Raw genomic sequence first — 14,085 nt, 5'->3', positions numbered from 1 at the left:
CCATGTTGGTACGCCTGCTTTACGCCAGCCGCGCTGTCGATACCTCGCCCGCCGCCATTGAGGCCATCCTGACCCAGTCGCGCCAGCACAACCCGGGCTGCGGCATCACGGGCGTGCTTTGTTACGGCGGCGGGGTCTTCCTGCAAGCCATCGAGGGTGGCCGCTCCGCCGTGAGCGACCTGTATGGCCACATCCAGAAGGATCCGCGCCACAAGAACGTGGAACTGCTGCACTACGAGGAAATCGCCGAGCGCCGCTTTGGCGGCTGGACGATGGGGCAGGTCAACCTGTCCAAGATCAACCATTCGATCCTGCTCAAGTATTCCGAAAAGCCCGAGCTGGACCCGTATGCGGTCTCGGGCAAGGTGTCGTTTGCGTTGCTGGAAGAGTTGATGGCCACGGCCTCCATCATCGGCCGGGCCTGAAAAGCGGGGCGCTTTGCTACTGCGCCAGCCGATTCCGGGCCTGCTGTGCTCGCCGTACGAGAGTACGGCTGCGCGCATCGACCCAGACTAGGCTGGCTCGCTACGCAAATCGCCCCACTTTTCTTCGCAGCCGTCCATCACGTTTTGCAGCCGCAGCCGCCCAGAAGGCGCTGCGGCTTTTCTGTTCAGGCCGTTCTTTTCCCCGCCCGTGACCTTTACCGCCTTCGCCCTCATCATCCTCGCCGGCCTCATCCACGCGTGCTGGAACATCGTGGCCAAGAAGGCCGGGGGGGACTCGCGGTTTGCGTTCTTCACCTCGGTGATCATGATGGTTGTCTGGGCGCCGCTGGGCTGGTGGCTGGGGCGTGACGCGGTGCCGCAGTGGGGCGCGGTGGAGTGGGGTTTTGTCGCCGCCAGCGGGCTGCTGCATGTGGCGTACTTCGTCATCCTGCTGCGCGGCTACCGTGTGGCGGACCTCACCGTGGTCTACCCGCTGGCGCGCGGCTCGGGGCCGCTGTTGTCGTCGCTGGTGGCCATCACGCTGCTGGGTGAGCAGATCTCGGCGCTGGGTGCATTGGGCATCGTGGGCGTGGTGGGGGGCGTGTTCCTGATTGCGGGCGGCCCGGGCCTGCTGCGCGCCGCGCACGACCCTGCCGCACGGGCGCGGGTGCACAAAGGCATGTTGTACGGCCTGCTCACGGGGGCCTTCATTGCCAGCTACACGGTGGTCGACGGCTATGCGGTCAAGTTTCTGCTGATGTCGCCCATTCTGGTGGACTACATGGGCAACTTTGTGCGTGTGGGCCTGCTGGCGCCGGTGGTGCTGCGCGACCTGCCCACGGCCCGCACGCTGTGGCTGGCGCAGTGGCGTTTTGCGCTGGCCGTGGCGGTGGTCAGCCCCGTGGCCTATGTGCTGGTGCTGTATGCCATGCAGCAGGCACCCCTGTCGCACGTGGCCCCGGCGCGCGAGGTGTCCATGCTGTTTGCCGCCCTCATCGGCGGGCACCTGCTGGGCGAGGGTGACCGCATGGCGCGCATTTTTGGTGCGCTGTGCATTGCGGCAGGCGTCACGGCGTTGGCCTTGGGATGACGGCCGCCGCACCACAAACCCTGCTGCTGGGCTGCGACTTCTCCAGCAGCCCCACGCGGCGCAAGCCCATCGTGCTGGCGCTGGGCCAACGCCGGGGCGCACGCGTGCAGCTCGCTGCGCTGGAGCGGTTCGATACCCTGGCCGCGTTCGGCCGATGGCTGTCTCAGCCCGGCGACTGGGTGGGCGGCTTTGACCTGCCTTTTGGCCTGCCGCGCGAGCTGGTGCAGGCGTTGGGTTGGCCCACAGACTGGCTGGCGTGCATGCAACACTACTGCAGCCTCAGCCGCGCGCAGATCCGCGACCAGTTCGCAGCGTTCTGCGATGCCCGCCCGGTGGGTGGCAAATTTTCCCACCGCGGCACCGACGGCCCCGCAGGCTCCAGCCCCTCGATGAAATGGGTGAACCCGCCCGTGGCGTACATGCTGCACGCGGGTGTGCCATTGCTGCTGGACGCCGGTGTGCATGTGCCGGGCCTGCACGATGGCGACCCCCGCCGCGTGGGGCTGGAGGCCTACCCCGGTCTGTTGGCGCGTGAGGTGCTGCAGCAGCGCAGCTACAAGAGCGATGACCGTGCCAAGCAGACCCCCGAGCGACTTATCGCCCGCAAGGACCTTCTCACTGCGCTGGAGGTCGGCCAGACCCGGCTGGGCCTGCGCCTGGCGCTCAGCCACGCCCAGCGCGATGCCCTCGTGGACGACGCCAGCGGCGACAGCCTGGATGCCGTGTTGTGCCTGGTGCAAGCTGCCTGGGCCGAGCGGCGCCATGCCGAGGGCGGCGACGCGCTGTATGGCCTGCCACCGGGGCTGGACCCGCTGGAGGGCTGGATCGTGACGGCCAATGCCCCCGCTTTTCAAGGCATCGGCCCGGCACACGGTGCGTAGCATGGCCGGGACACGCTGGATGTTTCCCCCACCGCCATGCCCGTTGTTCCCCGTTTCCTGTTCGCCCTGGCCCTGCTGACCCCGCTGACCCCGCTGGTGCAGGCCGCCCCCGCGCCCTGGTACTACTGGCGCAGCACGGTGGACGGTGCGCGGGTCTGTGCACAAACCTCCCCCGGCCAGGGCTGGCAGCGCGACAGCGCCGCGCACGAAGGTCCCGGCTGCCGGCCGCGCCGCAAAGTGCTCATCGTGCCCATGCGGTAGCAGAGAGCGCCCGGCACCACGTGCCTGTCTGCCTGCGTTCGGTTGTTATAAAAATCATAGCTATAAGCGCTTTGTACATAAGCGCTAGCAAGCAAAAAGTCTTGCAATAGTGTGTATACATTCGATAATGGAGTGCATGACCGAACTGATCCTGATCCGCCACGGAGAGACCGACTGGAACCGCGAACTGCGCTTTCAAGGCCATGTGGACGTGCCCCTCAACGCCACAGGGCACGAACAGGCCCGCCGCTTGGCCGAACGCCTGGCCGCCGACCAGCTGGTGGTGGACCACCTGGTCTGCAGCGACCTCATCCGCACGCAGCAGACCGCCAGCCCCAGCCTGCAGGTGCTGTTCCCGCAACTGCATATCGACACCCTCACCGACAGCAGCCTGCGCGAGCAAAACTTCGGCATCGTGGACGGCAAGCGGGTGGACGACGTCAAGGCGGACCACGCCGATGCGTGGGAGCGATGGTTGCGCTTTGAAGCCGACTACGGCATGCCTGGGGGCGAGACCACCCGCCAGTTCCACACCCGCGTGATGGACGCCGTGCGCCGCATCGCGCAGCAGTACCAGGGCCAGAAGGTCATGGTCGTGACCCATGGTGGCGTGCTCGACATGATCTGGCGCACAGCCCGTGGCACGGGCCTGGATGGCCCCCGCCAGAGCGACATCCCCAACGCCGGCCTCAACCGCGTGCGGGTGGATGGCGATGCCGTGGAGGTGCTGGACTGGGCCGATGTGCGGCACCTGGCCGATCTGCCGGCGCAGCCGGTGTACGACCAGACGAAGCTGCTGGTGCGGTGAAACCGGGGCGTGGCCGGGGCAGCGTGGCTTGACGGCGCTTTTGCTTGGCAGGTTCCGTCGCTGCCGTGCCCCGCGCATCAAAAAAATGGGAACCGCCTCGCTCCGTATATAGATTTCGTAAAGATTGCAGAGGCTGGCTTGACGCTCGGTTTTGTGCGGTGCAATATTCGCCCCGTCGTCACTTCGGAGCCGCGCGCGTGGACAGTGCCAGTTGTAGATCAGGTGTGAAGAGCGCCCTTGCGGGTGCGGCACATTCGGCTGCGTAGCGCCCTGCGTCCGCGCTGTGCGCCGCATGGCCGCAGCGATGTGGTTGCCCCTTTGTGGCAAGCCATTTCTTAACGTTTCACCACAAACCGGGCCGCATTGCCGCGTGCTCGTCACACCCCATCTTTCCAATGCAGAAGCTTGCGGGCCGCAATAGCGGCGCGTTGCTGCGCCACGCCCGGCTGTTTTCAAAGCCCCCCGAAAGCCACAAGGCCAAGGAAGCCAGAAAGAGTCCCATGAGCCGAAAAAAACCCACACGCCGTGTGCCCGCAGCAGGCTGCACGCGCGGCCCGTTCCTCCCCACAATGCGCGCAGTGCGATCCATGCGGCCCGGCCTGCCAACGCGCCGGCACCTGGGCGCTGCAGCTGCCGTGCTGGGTTTTGCCCTGCAGGAAGCCCATGCAGCGGGCGGCCACCACGCGGTGGACGACGCCGCCATCCTGGAGCCCGGCCAGTGCCAGGTTGAAACCTGGGCAGACCGGGAGCGCGGGGGCGGCCGCGCGTTGGTGCACTTGGGCTCAGCCTGCCGGATCGGCCCGCTGGAGCTGGGCCTGAATCTGGACCGCACGCGCTGGTCTGGCAGTGATGCAGCAGTGAGCGGAGGCCCGCAGGTCAAATGGGCCGCGCCGCTGACCGAATCGCTCAGTGTGGGTGTCGTGGTCTCGGCCGCCTGGCAGGACACCCGGCCACGGTTTGCTGGCAGCGCGGTGGTGTTCCCCGTGACCTGGCAACCGGCCGAGGGCCTGGCAGTCCATATGAACCTGGGCCGTGATTTCCGCCGCCAAGGGCCCGATCTCCCGCGCAGCGGCGCAGCCCTGGAGTGGACCACCACGCCGCATTGGTCGCTGGTGGCAGAACGCTTCCGTGAGAGCGACGCCGGCTTCTGGCGCCTGGGCGCGCGCTACGCGGTGACCGACGCGCTCAGCGTGGACCTGAGCCAGGCGCGGGCTGTTGCAGGCGGTGCACCCGCCTGGTGGACGGTGGGGCTCAACTGGGCCTTCCAGCGGTGATGTTGGCCATGCACCGCAACCTGAAAAACACCGCGCCCCAACTCGCCGTCAACGAAAGCCCCCGTGGTTTTGGCTGGGTGGACGGCCTGGTTCTGCTGGCCTTGATGGGCCTGCTGTGGAGCGCCTTGCACTTTGGCAAGGGCATGCTGGTGCACTTCGATGCGGCGAGCATGCCCCCGCTTGATGTGTCGCCCAGCCAGATCCCCTACTACGCCGGGCGCACGCTGCTGCGCATGTGGGTCGCCTTCGGCTTTTCGCTGTTCTTTGCGATTGCGGTGGGCTACCTCGCGGCCAAGAGCCGCGCGGCCCGCGCCGTCATCCTGCCGGCGCTGGACGTGCTGCAGTCGGTGCCCGTGCTGGGCTTTTTGTCGGCCACCGTGGCGGGGTTCATGGCGCTGTTTCCCGGCAGTCTGCTGGGGGTGGAGTGCGCGGCCATCTTCGCGATCTTCACGGGGCAGGTGTGGAACATGGCCTTTGGTTTCTACCACTCGATGGTCACGATCCCGGGCGACATGCAGGAGGCCGCGTCGAACTACGGCCTGAGCCGCTGGCAGCGATTTCGCACCCTGGAACTGCCGGCCTCCACGCCCAGCCTGATCTGGAACTCGATGATGTCCTTCGGTGGCGGGTGGTTCTTTGTGGCGCAGAGCGAAGCCATCAGCGTGATGAACAAGGACATCCAGCTGCCAGGCCTGGGCTCGTACATGGCGCAGGCCATCGAGCTGGGCGACCGCCAGGCCGCGCTCTGGGCGGTGCTGGCCATGCTGTTGTTGATCCTGGTCAGCGACCAGCTGGTGTGGCGCCCCCTGCTGGCCTGGGCCGACAAGTTCAAAGTGGAGTTGACGGAATCTGCTGCGCCAGCCACCTCGTGGGTGTACGGCCTGCTGCGCCGGGCCTATGTGTTCAGCTGGCTCGGCCGGGCGGTGTGGCGGCCACTCACAGACGTGTTGCAGGGCCTGTTCCTGCGCCAGCGGCCTGGCAGGGGCAGCTCTTTCCGAAAAGGCAACCCATGGCCCCTGCGCGCCCTGGGCCTGGCTGCCGCAGCGTGGCTGGGCTTCGAGGTATTGCGGGGCCTGATCGCTGCCATCTCTGCGCTGCACGGTGCGGTCACGCTGGGCATGGTCGCCCACATCGTGGGGCTGGGCTTTTTGACGCTGCTGCGCGTGGTGGCCATGACCGTGCTCGCCACGCTCGTCTGGACGCCGGTGGGCGTGTGGATCGGGTTTCACCCACGGGTGGCGAAGTGGATGCAGCCCCTCGCGCAGATTGGCGCGTCGTTCCCCGTGAACATGACGTTTCCCATCGTGGTGGGCTTCTTTGTCGCCACGCAGACCCCGATGAACTGGGGCAGCATTCTGCTGATCGCCATGGGCACGCAGTGGTACATCCTGTTCAACGTGATCGCGGGCTCCATGGCCATCCCCAACGACCTGAAGGAGGCCGCGCGCGTGTATGGCCTGCGCAACTGGGCGCTGTGGCGCACCCTGATCCTGCCTGCGATCTTTCCTTTCTGGGTCACCGGGGCGTGCACGGCCGCAGGCGGTGCGTGGAACGCCAGCATCGTCGCCGAACTCGCCACCTGGGGCGACACGACCTTGCAGGCCGATGGCCTGGGTGCCTTCATTGCGCAGGCCACGAAGTTGGGCAACACGCCGCTCATCATCGCCAGCATCGCGGTGATGTCGGTCTTCGTTTTGCTGATGAACAAACTGATCTGGCGGCGCCTGTATGCGTTTGCAGAACGCCGCTTTCGCCTGGACTGAACATGATGATGACGAACTCCGTGCCCACCCACAACGCCGCAGCACCCATCGCCCAGCTGTGTGCGGTCAACAAGTCCTTCACCATCGCGGGGGGCCACGAGCTCAAGGTGCTCGACAACATCGACCTCGACATCCACGAGGGCGAAATGCTGGCCCTGCTGGGGCAGTCGGGTTCGGGTAAGTCCACCATTCTGCGCTGCCTCACAGGGCTGATCGAGCCCAGCTCTGGCCGCGTGCTGGCCGATGGCCGGCCTCTGCACGGCGTCAACTCCGATGCCTCGGTGGTGTTCCAGACCTTTGCGCTCTACCCCTGGCTCACGGTGGCGCAGAACGTGGCGGTGGGCCTGATGGCGCACCGCACAAGCCGGGCCGAGCGCGATGCGGCGGTGGGGCGGGCCATCGAGTTGATTGGCCTGGGCAACCACCACGCGGCCTATCCGCGTGAACTTTCGGGCGGCATGCGCCAGCGTGTGGGCATTGCCCGTGCGCTGGTGTCTCAGCCCCGGCTGCTGTGCCTGGACGAGGCGTTCAGCGCCCTGGACGTGCTCACCGCAGAGAACCTGCGCCAGGAGCTGATAACACTGTGGCGGGGCCGGGGAACGGGCCCGAGTTCGGTCTTCATGGTCACCCACAACATCGAGGAAGCGGTGGAGATGGCCACGCGCATCGTGGTGCTGTTCCCACACCCTGGCAGGCTGGGCCTGGTGCTGGAGAACCCGCTGCCTTACCCGCGCGACAGCCGGGACCTGGAGTTCCAGCGCCTGGTGAAGGTCATCCACGAAACCATCACCACCATGACGCTGCCCGACCTGCCAGCCGAAACCCCCGTGGCGGGCCACCCCATCTCACGCGCACGCGGCCGCATGGAGTCCATCCCCCTGGTGCCGGTGGCGCAGATCCTGGGCCTCTTGAGCATTCTTCACGACACGCCGGAGCTGTCGAACATCTACGACATCTCGGACGAGATCGGCAAGGAGTTCGGCGAGACCATCGCACTGGTCAAGGCCGCGGAAATCCTGGAGCTGATCGACACGCCCAAGGACGAGGTCCGCTTCACCGAGCTGGGCCGGCGTTTTGTGGCCGCCGACCGCCAGGGACGGCGCGCCATCTTCGCCGAGCAGGTGTTCAAGCTGCGCATCTTCCACATCATCATTGCCCTGCTCAAGGAGTATGAGGAAGTGGACGCCTCCCGGGTGATCAAGGACATCGGCAGCGCGCTGCCCTATGACAACCCGGAGAAAACCTTCCAGACCATGATCGCCTGGGGGCGCTACGCAGGGCTGATGGACTGCAATCCGAACACGCGAAAGGTGTTTGTGCCCAAGGACGACGAACGCGCGGTCGGCGCAGACGCAGGTGGCGCAGACCGGTAGCGCGGCGGCGGCGCGTGAAAGCGCAGGGATCGGGCGACTATGGCATGCCCGGCGGTGAGACCACCCGCCAGTTCCACGCACGCGTGATGGACGCCGTGCGCCGCATTGCGCCGCCTTGCGCGGCAGTATCAGGGCCAGAAGGGCATGGTCGTCACCCACGGCGGCATGCTCGACATTGTCTGGCGCACCGCGCGCGGCACGGGGCTGGATGGCCCGCGCCAGAGCGACATCTCCAACGCGGGGCTCAATCGCGTTCGGGTGAGTGGTGAGGCGGTGGAAGTGTTGGACTGGGCCGGCGTGCGGCACCTGGCGGATTTGCCGGAGCAGCCGGTGTATGACCAGACGAAGTTGGTGGTGCGGTGAGGTCAGCGAGTGGGAAGTCGGCTCGGATGGTCACGCGTCAAAAGTCAAGACTCGCGTAACTCATCTGCGACGGTTTGAAGTGCGTAAAGCATGCCGAAGAGCTCTTCGGGGTGATACCGAAAAGTTGCCTGTTCTAGCGAGGCGCCCTCAGCAATCCACTTTTCTCCAAGCGTTGCGTACTGGTCTTCTGATAGCCCTTCATAGCGCTCCCATGGATACCGTAAGGCGACAAAGTTCTGCCCCCATTCCCTGAAAAGGCTTTGGGGATTGTTCGTTAAGCCCGACGGCCCAATTCGCTCTCCTGCCAGGCGGAGAAGGCGATCTTGCAGATCTTTAGGCAAGCGCTTGAACAGCTTGTCATATTTATGCCCGTGTGCCTTTTCGTGGAGCTTTTGCTCAAAAACCACTTTGAGCAAAAGCTCCATGCCTAGCAAGCGCAGTAAGTACTGAGAATCAAATTGATCCCCATCGTCTGATGCGTTATCGAGCAAGTCCGCGTCACTCAATCTTTGCAGCGCCTGCTGGTGCATCAGTCTCAGACGCAACTGGTTGATCTGTGAGGCGGGCTTTTTGTACTTTTCAGGTAGCCCCAATTGCTTGTTCACTAACCGCACCTGCTTCGCCAATCGCACCGACTCCGGCTGCCCATTCACCAACGGTTGCAACAAATTCTGTACCGCCCCCCACTGCCCGTTACGTTGCAGCGCATCCAGCCAGATCTGATGAAACAGATCGCGCTGCGCATGGCTGCCGCCAATCTCCACCAGCCGGGGCAGGGCCACGCCCAGCTTCTCCGCCGCAGTCGCCCAGTCGCCCTGTGCATGCGCCAGCAGGCCCTGGGCGGCGGGCACGCACACCTGCTGCCACACGGTGCGCTCATGCGCCTCGGTGCGGGTGGCGGCGTGGGCTGTGATGTTGTTTTGCAGCGTGCGCGCGGCCTCCATGCGCCCGGCGCGGGCCAGGCCGTAGAGGTATTGCAGGTCCAGAAACGGCAGCACATGGTCGGCCAGGCGCAGGGCGAGGTGGTCGGCCACATCGGCCCAACGATCACCCACGTCCACGCCCGCCAGCTCCAGCCGCGCCAGCAGTGAGACGGCGCCGATCTGGTCCTGCGTGTATTCCTTGACCACGCCCCAGACCTGCTGGTCGTACAGCGCCAGCACTTCCGCATGCCGGTCCTGCTCCAGCAGAAACAGCGCTTGGTGCCACCAGTTGTGGGTGACCATGAAGGAGTTGAGGCCCGTCCAGGTGTCGCTCACGCTGGCCATGAAGTCGGTGCCTTCGCGGATGCGGCCCTGGGTCAGCATCACGTGGGCCAGCGCGTGGTGGGCCCAGGGCTCTTTGCGGCACAGGGCGATGGCGTGGCGTGCGGCTGCCTCGGCATGGTCGAGCAAGTGGCATTGCTCCCAGCCAAAGGCGAGCATGCCGTGCAGGTAAGGCACGTCGGCAGCGGCAGGGACAGCTTGAAAGGCCAGGCGCAGCATGCCAGGCGAGTCGCCCCGGTTGAACAAATGGTATTGGCCGAGCTTGAGCGAGGCCAGGTCGCGGGGGAACAGGCGGGCCTGTTCCTCATGCAGCGCAATGGCGCGCGGCAGGTCGCCATCCACCCAGGCCGCCACGGCAGCGACAAAACGCTGCTCCCGGTCACTGGCCTGTGGGGCGTTGGCCAGCGCCCGATTGATGAAGGGGCGCGCGTTGCGCGAGGCATCGGCCGACTCGGCAAACATGTGCAGCGCTGCGCAGCTGGCCTGCACGATGGGGCTGGTGTCTGCTGCCGCGTTCAGCACATTCACCGCGCGGGCTTCGCACGCAATGAAGCCTTCAACAAAGTCGTTGAGGGCGGCCGCGCTGGCCGGGTCGTGCAACGTGACGGAGTTACCCAGGCTATCGGTCATGCGGGTGTGCGTGGAGGATGGCATGGGGCATTGTTGGAGGCGGTGGGTCAACCGCCTTTGATGAGGGTCAGATACGCGTTGCGAGTCTCGGCGGACACCGAAGCCACGAGCTGTTCGTGCGGCGTCTGGTGGCGCGCCAGCATGCGGGCCGTGGCAATGGTCTTGGACTTGCAGAACCAATGGCAGGTGTGCTGCATGAGGAACAGTTCGGCAGTCATCATGAAGGCCCGGTCCTTGGGTGAGAGGTGGCTGGTGTTTTGCACCACATGGGCAATGCCCCGCGCGTGGATCGCCAACGCCTTGCGCATGTCGAAGGTCATGGCGGGCAGCAGCTTTTCAGCAAACGGGATGGCCATGGAAAGGCGGCTGACCCGCGCGTCCGCCTCGTTCACCTTGGCGAAGTCGGCGGCAAAGCGGTTGAACTGCTCGGTCAGCTGTGATTCGGTGGTGCTCAGCAGGCTCCAGATCTGGTTGCGGCGCTCGTCCGTGCTCTCGCCCAGGGCACGCAGGTAGCCGTCGGTGAGTGCCTCCATGAGCTTCTCGATCTGGTAGTTGGCCAGGTGGCTGCCCAGGAGCGCGATGCGCTTGCGCTGCTCCTTGGCGTTGAGCATGTAGGTGCCGGTGGCGATGAGAATCGCCAGGATAAGGATGTCCATGCGGTGGTTGCGTAAGGTGTTGTAGGGGTGGGGTCCAGGGCATTTGCCCGCTATCGAATGGCGGGGCAGCACACCCAGAGCATGCCCTCAAGGTTACCAACAACAGCGCATCGGCCTGCCAAGGGTTAAGCCGCAGGCGGCTGGGGCCAGGCCCGCTGTGGCTCGCGGATCAGCTCGAATGCGTGCGCCACCTGCAGCACCCCAAGGTCGTCAAAACGGGCGCCTGCAATCTGCAGGCCGATGGGCAGACCACTGCGGGTGTAGCCGCAGTTGACCGAAGCCGCAGGCTGCTCAGACATGTTGAAGGGCACGGTAAACCCGATGTGCTCCAGCGGGCGCAGCGGGTCGTTGGTGGGCGAGGGCAGCTCGGCCTGGAAGGCGGGCATGGGTGCCACGGGCGAGATCACATAGTCAAAGGCGCTGCAGGCTTTGACGGTGTTCACGCGGGTCAGGTGGAACTGGTGGCTGGCGTTGAAGACTTCGGTGCCGCTCATGCCTGCGGCGCTGTCGGCCCAGGTGCGGATGTAGGGCAGCACCTTGTCGCGCTGCTGCGCTGGAAGGGCCTTCAGGTCGGTGTGCGAACGCATGCGCCAGAAATGGTCCATGCCGTCGAGCATGGCCTGGGTCATGAAGGGCACCATGGGCACGATGGTGGCGCCCGCTGCCTCCATGAGTTTGGCCGCGCGTTCCACGGCGGCCTTCACCTCGGGCTCCACCGGTAGTCCACAGCCGGCGTCCAGCAGCAAGCCGATGCGCAGGCCGCGCAGGCGCTCGGCACCCTTGTTGAACTGGCTCCAGGCGATGTCCTGCGCGGGCAGGCTCATGCTGTCGCGCGCGTCGGGCTGACTCAGCACCTGCATCATCAGCGCGGCGTCTGCCACGGTGCGCGTCATGGGGCCTGCGGCACGGCCGGTGTAGGGCGGGTCGATGGGGATGCGGCCCAGGCTGGGCTTGAGGCTGAAGATGCCGCACCAGCTGGCTGGCAGGCGCAGCGAGCCGCCGATGTCCGTGCCGATGTGCAGCGGGCCGTAGCCTGCGGCGGCTGCCGCACCACCGCCGGCGCTGGAGCCGCCGGGCCCTTTGCGGGTGTCCCACGGGTTGCGCGAGAGCGGGTGGAAGGTGGACAGGCCTGAGGACAACATGCCGTAGTCGGGCATGGTGGTCTTGGCCACGATGACGGCACCGGCCTCGCGCATGCGGGCGGCGGGCGGCGCATCGGCAGCGGCAGGCACCAGCTCCACGGCTGCAGTGCCCAGAGGTGTCGGGTCGCCCTGCGTGGCGATGTTTTCCTTGATGGTGCTGGGCACGCCGTCCAGCAGGCCCTGGGGCTCGCCCTTGTGCCAGCGGGCTTCCGACGCACGGGCCTGTTCAAGCGCAGCCTCGGGCCGCAGCAGGTAGGTGGCCTGGATGTGGGGCTCCCAGCGCTCGATGTGTGCCAGCACGGCCTGCGTGACCTCCACGGGAGAGAGAGTGCGCTGGCGGTAGGCAGCCAGGAGTTCGTGGGCGGGCAGGTCGTGCAAGGCAGTCATGTCTGGAGTTTTACCAATAAAAAAGGCCGCTACCGCTTTTTGGTAAAGCGCTGGTAGCTATTATTTTTGTAGCAATAGGGCTTCCGCGTGTTTCCGTTTTCCAGGGCTCTGTGCGGAACGCGTAGCCTATGAAACTGACGCAGCCCAGGCGCGGGCAGCCGAGCAAGGGCCGCCCCGCAGCGAGGGCTGCGTCCCCCTGCCCGCATCGCGCAGCGATGCGAGAGCGGGGGGAAGGCCCGCAGGGCCTCAGGGGGGTGTCCGAATTCAAGACCAGGACAGCGACGAGATATCGTTCACGAACACGGGCATGTCTTTCCACAGGCCCTTGAGGTTTTTGTTGGCCACCGTGATCCACTGGTTGGAGTACAGGAACGCGTGCACTGCATCGTTGGCCAGCAGGCGTTGTGCGTCACCCAGCAGGCGGGCACGGTCGGCGGGGCGGGCAGCGTTCTTGATCTGGTTGAACAGCTCGTTGAACTTGGGCGAGTTGTAGGCCCAGTAGTAGTCGGGCTTTGCGAAGTTGCCCAGATCGAACGGCTCCACGTGGCTGATGATGGTCAGGTCGTAGTTCTTGCTGCCATAGGTGCCGCTGAGCCACTGCGCCCATTCCACGTTCTGCAGCTTGGCGACGATGCCGATCTTGGCCAGCTGGGCGGCGATCACTTCGCCGCCCTGGCGGGCGTAGGGGGTGGGCGGCAGCGTCACGGTCAGCTCCAGCGGGGTCTTGATGCCCGCTTCGGCCAGCAGTTTCTTGGCCTTTTCCAGGTCGTACGGGTTCACGCCCGTGGTGTCCACGTAGCCAAACGCGCCGGGCACATAGTGGCTGCCGATGGGAGCGCCGTAGCCGTCGGCAGCGCCTTCGATCACGGCCTTGCGGTCGATGGCGGCAGCGATGGCGCGGCGCACGCGCACGTCATCGAGCGGCTTCTTGCCGTTGTTGATGGCCAGGATGGTCTTGGCACGCGAGCCGCTGACCACCACCTGAAAGCGGGGGTTGGACTTGAACTGCGGCACGCTGCGGGGCGTGACGCGCGGGAACGCATCCACGTCGCCCGCCAGCAGGGCGGCCACCTGGGCGGCCGGGTCGGAGATAAAGCGGAACGTGGCGCGCTTGATCTTGAGCGCCTTGGCGTCGCGGAAACCTTCCCACGCCGTCAGCACGATGGACGAGCCCTTGTTCCAGGCATTGAGCTGGTAGGGGCCGGTGCCCACGGGCTTGTTGGCGTTGGTCTCGGCGCTCTTGGGCTCCACGATGATGGAGGTGGCCTGGCCCAGCACGAAGAGCAGGTCGGGGTCGATGTCCTTGTTCAGCACCACGACGGTGAAGTCGTCCACCACCTGCGTGGTGAGGTTGGCGAAGGTGCGCTTGTCCTTGTTGGTGCTCTTCTCGCCGCCGGCGCGGTCGTACGAGAACTTCACGGCGGCGGCGGTGAAGGGCTCGCCGTTCTGGAACTTCACGCCGCGGCGCAGCTTGAAGGTGTATGTCTTGAGGTCGGGCGAGACTTCCCAGCTCTCGGCCAGCAGGGGTGAGACGCTGCCGTCGGCATTGATCTTGGTGAGCGTCTCGAAGATGTTGTACTGGACGATCTCTGCAATGGCAGACGCCGCGCCGGCGGTCGGGTCCAGGCCTGGTGGCTCGAGCGTCATGGCCAGCGTCACCGCATCTTTGCGGCTCTGCGCCAGCGCGCCGAGCGGGGTGGACAGGGGCACTGCGGCGATGGCGCCAGTGGCAAGGACGGTACGGCGGTTCAGCATGTTCGGATACTC

At 65.9% G+C, this 14,085-nt stretch carries 12 protein-coding genes and 1 pseudogene; 9 read left to right on the top strand and 4 right to left on the bottom strand.

All coding sequences use genetic code 11. The features are described 5' to 3' along the window. The first annotated feature begins 2 nt into the window (after positions 1 to 2). The 9 genes from ASE52_RS20350 (at position 3) to ASE52_RS20310 (ending at position 8,238) form a co-directional block, all read left to right on the top strand. On the top strand, positions 3 to 425 hold the full coding sequence (locus ASE52_RS20350) for a BLUF domain-containing protein (protein ID WP_010461918.1): 423 nt from the start codon (positions 3 to 5) through the stop codon (positions 423 to 425). Positions 426 to 633: 208 nt separating this feature from the next. Then, on the top strand, positions 634 to 1,515 hold the full coding sequence (locus ASE52_RS20345) for a DMT family transporter (RefSeq protein ID WP_057228806.1): 882 nt from the start codon (positions 634 to 636) through the stop codon (positions 1,513 to 1,515). Then, positions 1,512 to 2,396, top strand: coding sequence for a DUF429 domain-containing protein (locus ASE52_RS20340; RefSeq protein WP_057228804.1), 885 nt, complete (start codon positions 1,512 to 1,514; stop codon positions 2,394 to 2,396). The genes ASE52_RS20345 and ASE52_RS20340 overlap by 4 nt, the downstream gene beginning before the upstream one ends. A 36-nt stretch (positions 2,397 to 2,432) precedes the next feature. Continuing rightward, on the top strand, positions 2,433 to 2,657 hold the full coding sequence (locus ASE52_RS20335; RefSeq protein ID WP_057228802.1) for a hypothetical protein: 225 nt from the start codon (positions 2,433 to 2,435) through the stop codon (positions 2,655 to 2,657). A gap of 136 nt (positions 2,658 to 2,793) precedes the next feature. Continuing rightward, entirely contained in the window at positions 2,794 to 3,465 is a 672-nt protein-coding gene (locus ASE52_RS20330; protein ID WP_010461910.1) for a histidine phosphatase family protein, read from the top strand. 500 nt (positions 3,466 to 3,965) lie between these two features. Next, a complete protein-coding gene (locus tag ASE52_RS20325) occupies positions 3,966 to 4,739 on the top strand; it encodes a hypothetical protein (RefSeq protein WP_140426303.1) in 774 nt (257 codons plus the stop codon). Positions 4,740 to 4,747: 8 nt separating this feature from the next. Next, positions 4,748 to 6,502 (top strand): ABC transporter permease subunit, encoded by a 1,755-nt coding sequence (locus ASE52_RS20320; RefSeq protein ID WP_241777069.1) that lies wholly within the window; start codon positions 4,748 to 4,750, stop codon positions 6,500 to 6,502. 5 nt (positions 6,503 to 6,507) lie between these two features. Next, entirely contained in the window at positions 6,508 to 7,875 is a 1,368-nt protein-coding gene (locus tag ASE52_RS20315) for a nitrate/sulfonate/bicarbonate ABC transporter ATP-binding protein (protein ID WP_140426302.1), read from the top strand. A gap of 144 nt (positions 7,876 to 8,019) precedes the next feature. Beyond that, positions 8,020 to 8,238: a histidine phosphatase family protein gene (locus ASE52_RS20310; RefSeq protein ID WP_241777068.1), complete on the top strand. Its 219-nt coding sequence runs from the start codon at positions 8,020 to 8,022 to the stop codon at positions 8,236 to 8,238. 578 nt (positions 8,239 to 8,816) lie between these two features. On the opposite strand, the pseudogene ASE52_RS20305 reads toward ASE52_RS20310, so the two are convergent. The 4 genes and pseudogenes from ASE52_RS20305 to ASE52_RS20290 form a co-directional block, all read right to left on the bottom strand. Then, positions 8,817 to 10,157 (bottom strand): annotated as a pseudogene (locus ASE52_RS20305) (tetratricopeptide repeat protein); the annotation flags it as partial. Positions 10,158 to 10,180: 23 nt separating this feature from the next. Then, the gene (locus ASE52_RS20300) at positions 10,181 to 10,789 is read right to left on the bottom strand and encodes a hypothetical protein (RefSeq protein ID WP_010461896.1); all 609 of its coding nucleotides are present in this window, start codon (positions 10,787 to 10,789) and stop codon (positions 10,181 to 10,183) included. Between the two features lie 125 nt (positions 10,790 to 10,914). Continuing rightward, entirely contained in the window at positions 10,915 to 12,318 is a 1,404-nt protein-coding gene (locus tag ASE52_RS20295; RefSeq protein WP_057228796.1) for an amidase, read from the bottom strand. Between the two features lie 264 nt (positions 12,319 to 12,582). Continuing rightward, positions 12,583 to 14,073, bottom strand: a complete 1,491-nt coding sequence (locus ASE52_RS20290; protein ID WP_057228794.1) for an ABC transporter substrate-binding protein — start codon at positions 14,071 to 14,073, stop codon at positions 12,583 to 12,585. Between the last annotated feature and the right edge of the window lie 12 nt (positions 14,074 to 14,085).

Origin of the sequence: Acidovorax sp. Root275, from assembly GCF_001428965.1 — a bacterium.
GTDB lineage: Bacteria > Pseudomonadota > Gammaproteobacteria > Burkholderiales > Burkholderiaceae_C > Acidovorax > Acidovorax radicis.
The sequence above is the reverse complement of the archived record's forward strand: the minus strand, read 5'-3'. Positions and strand labels throughout refer to the sequence as shown.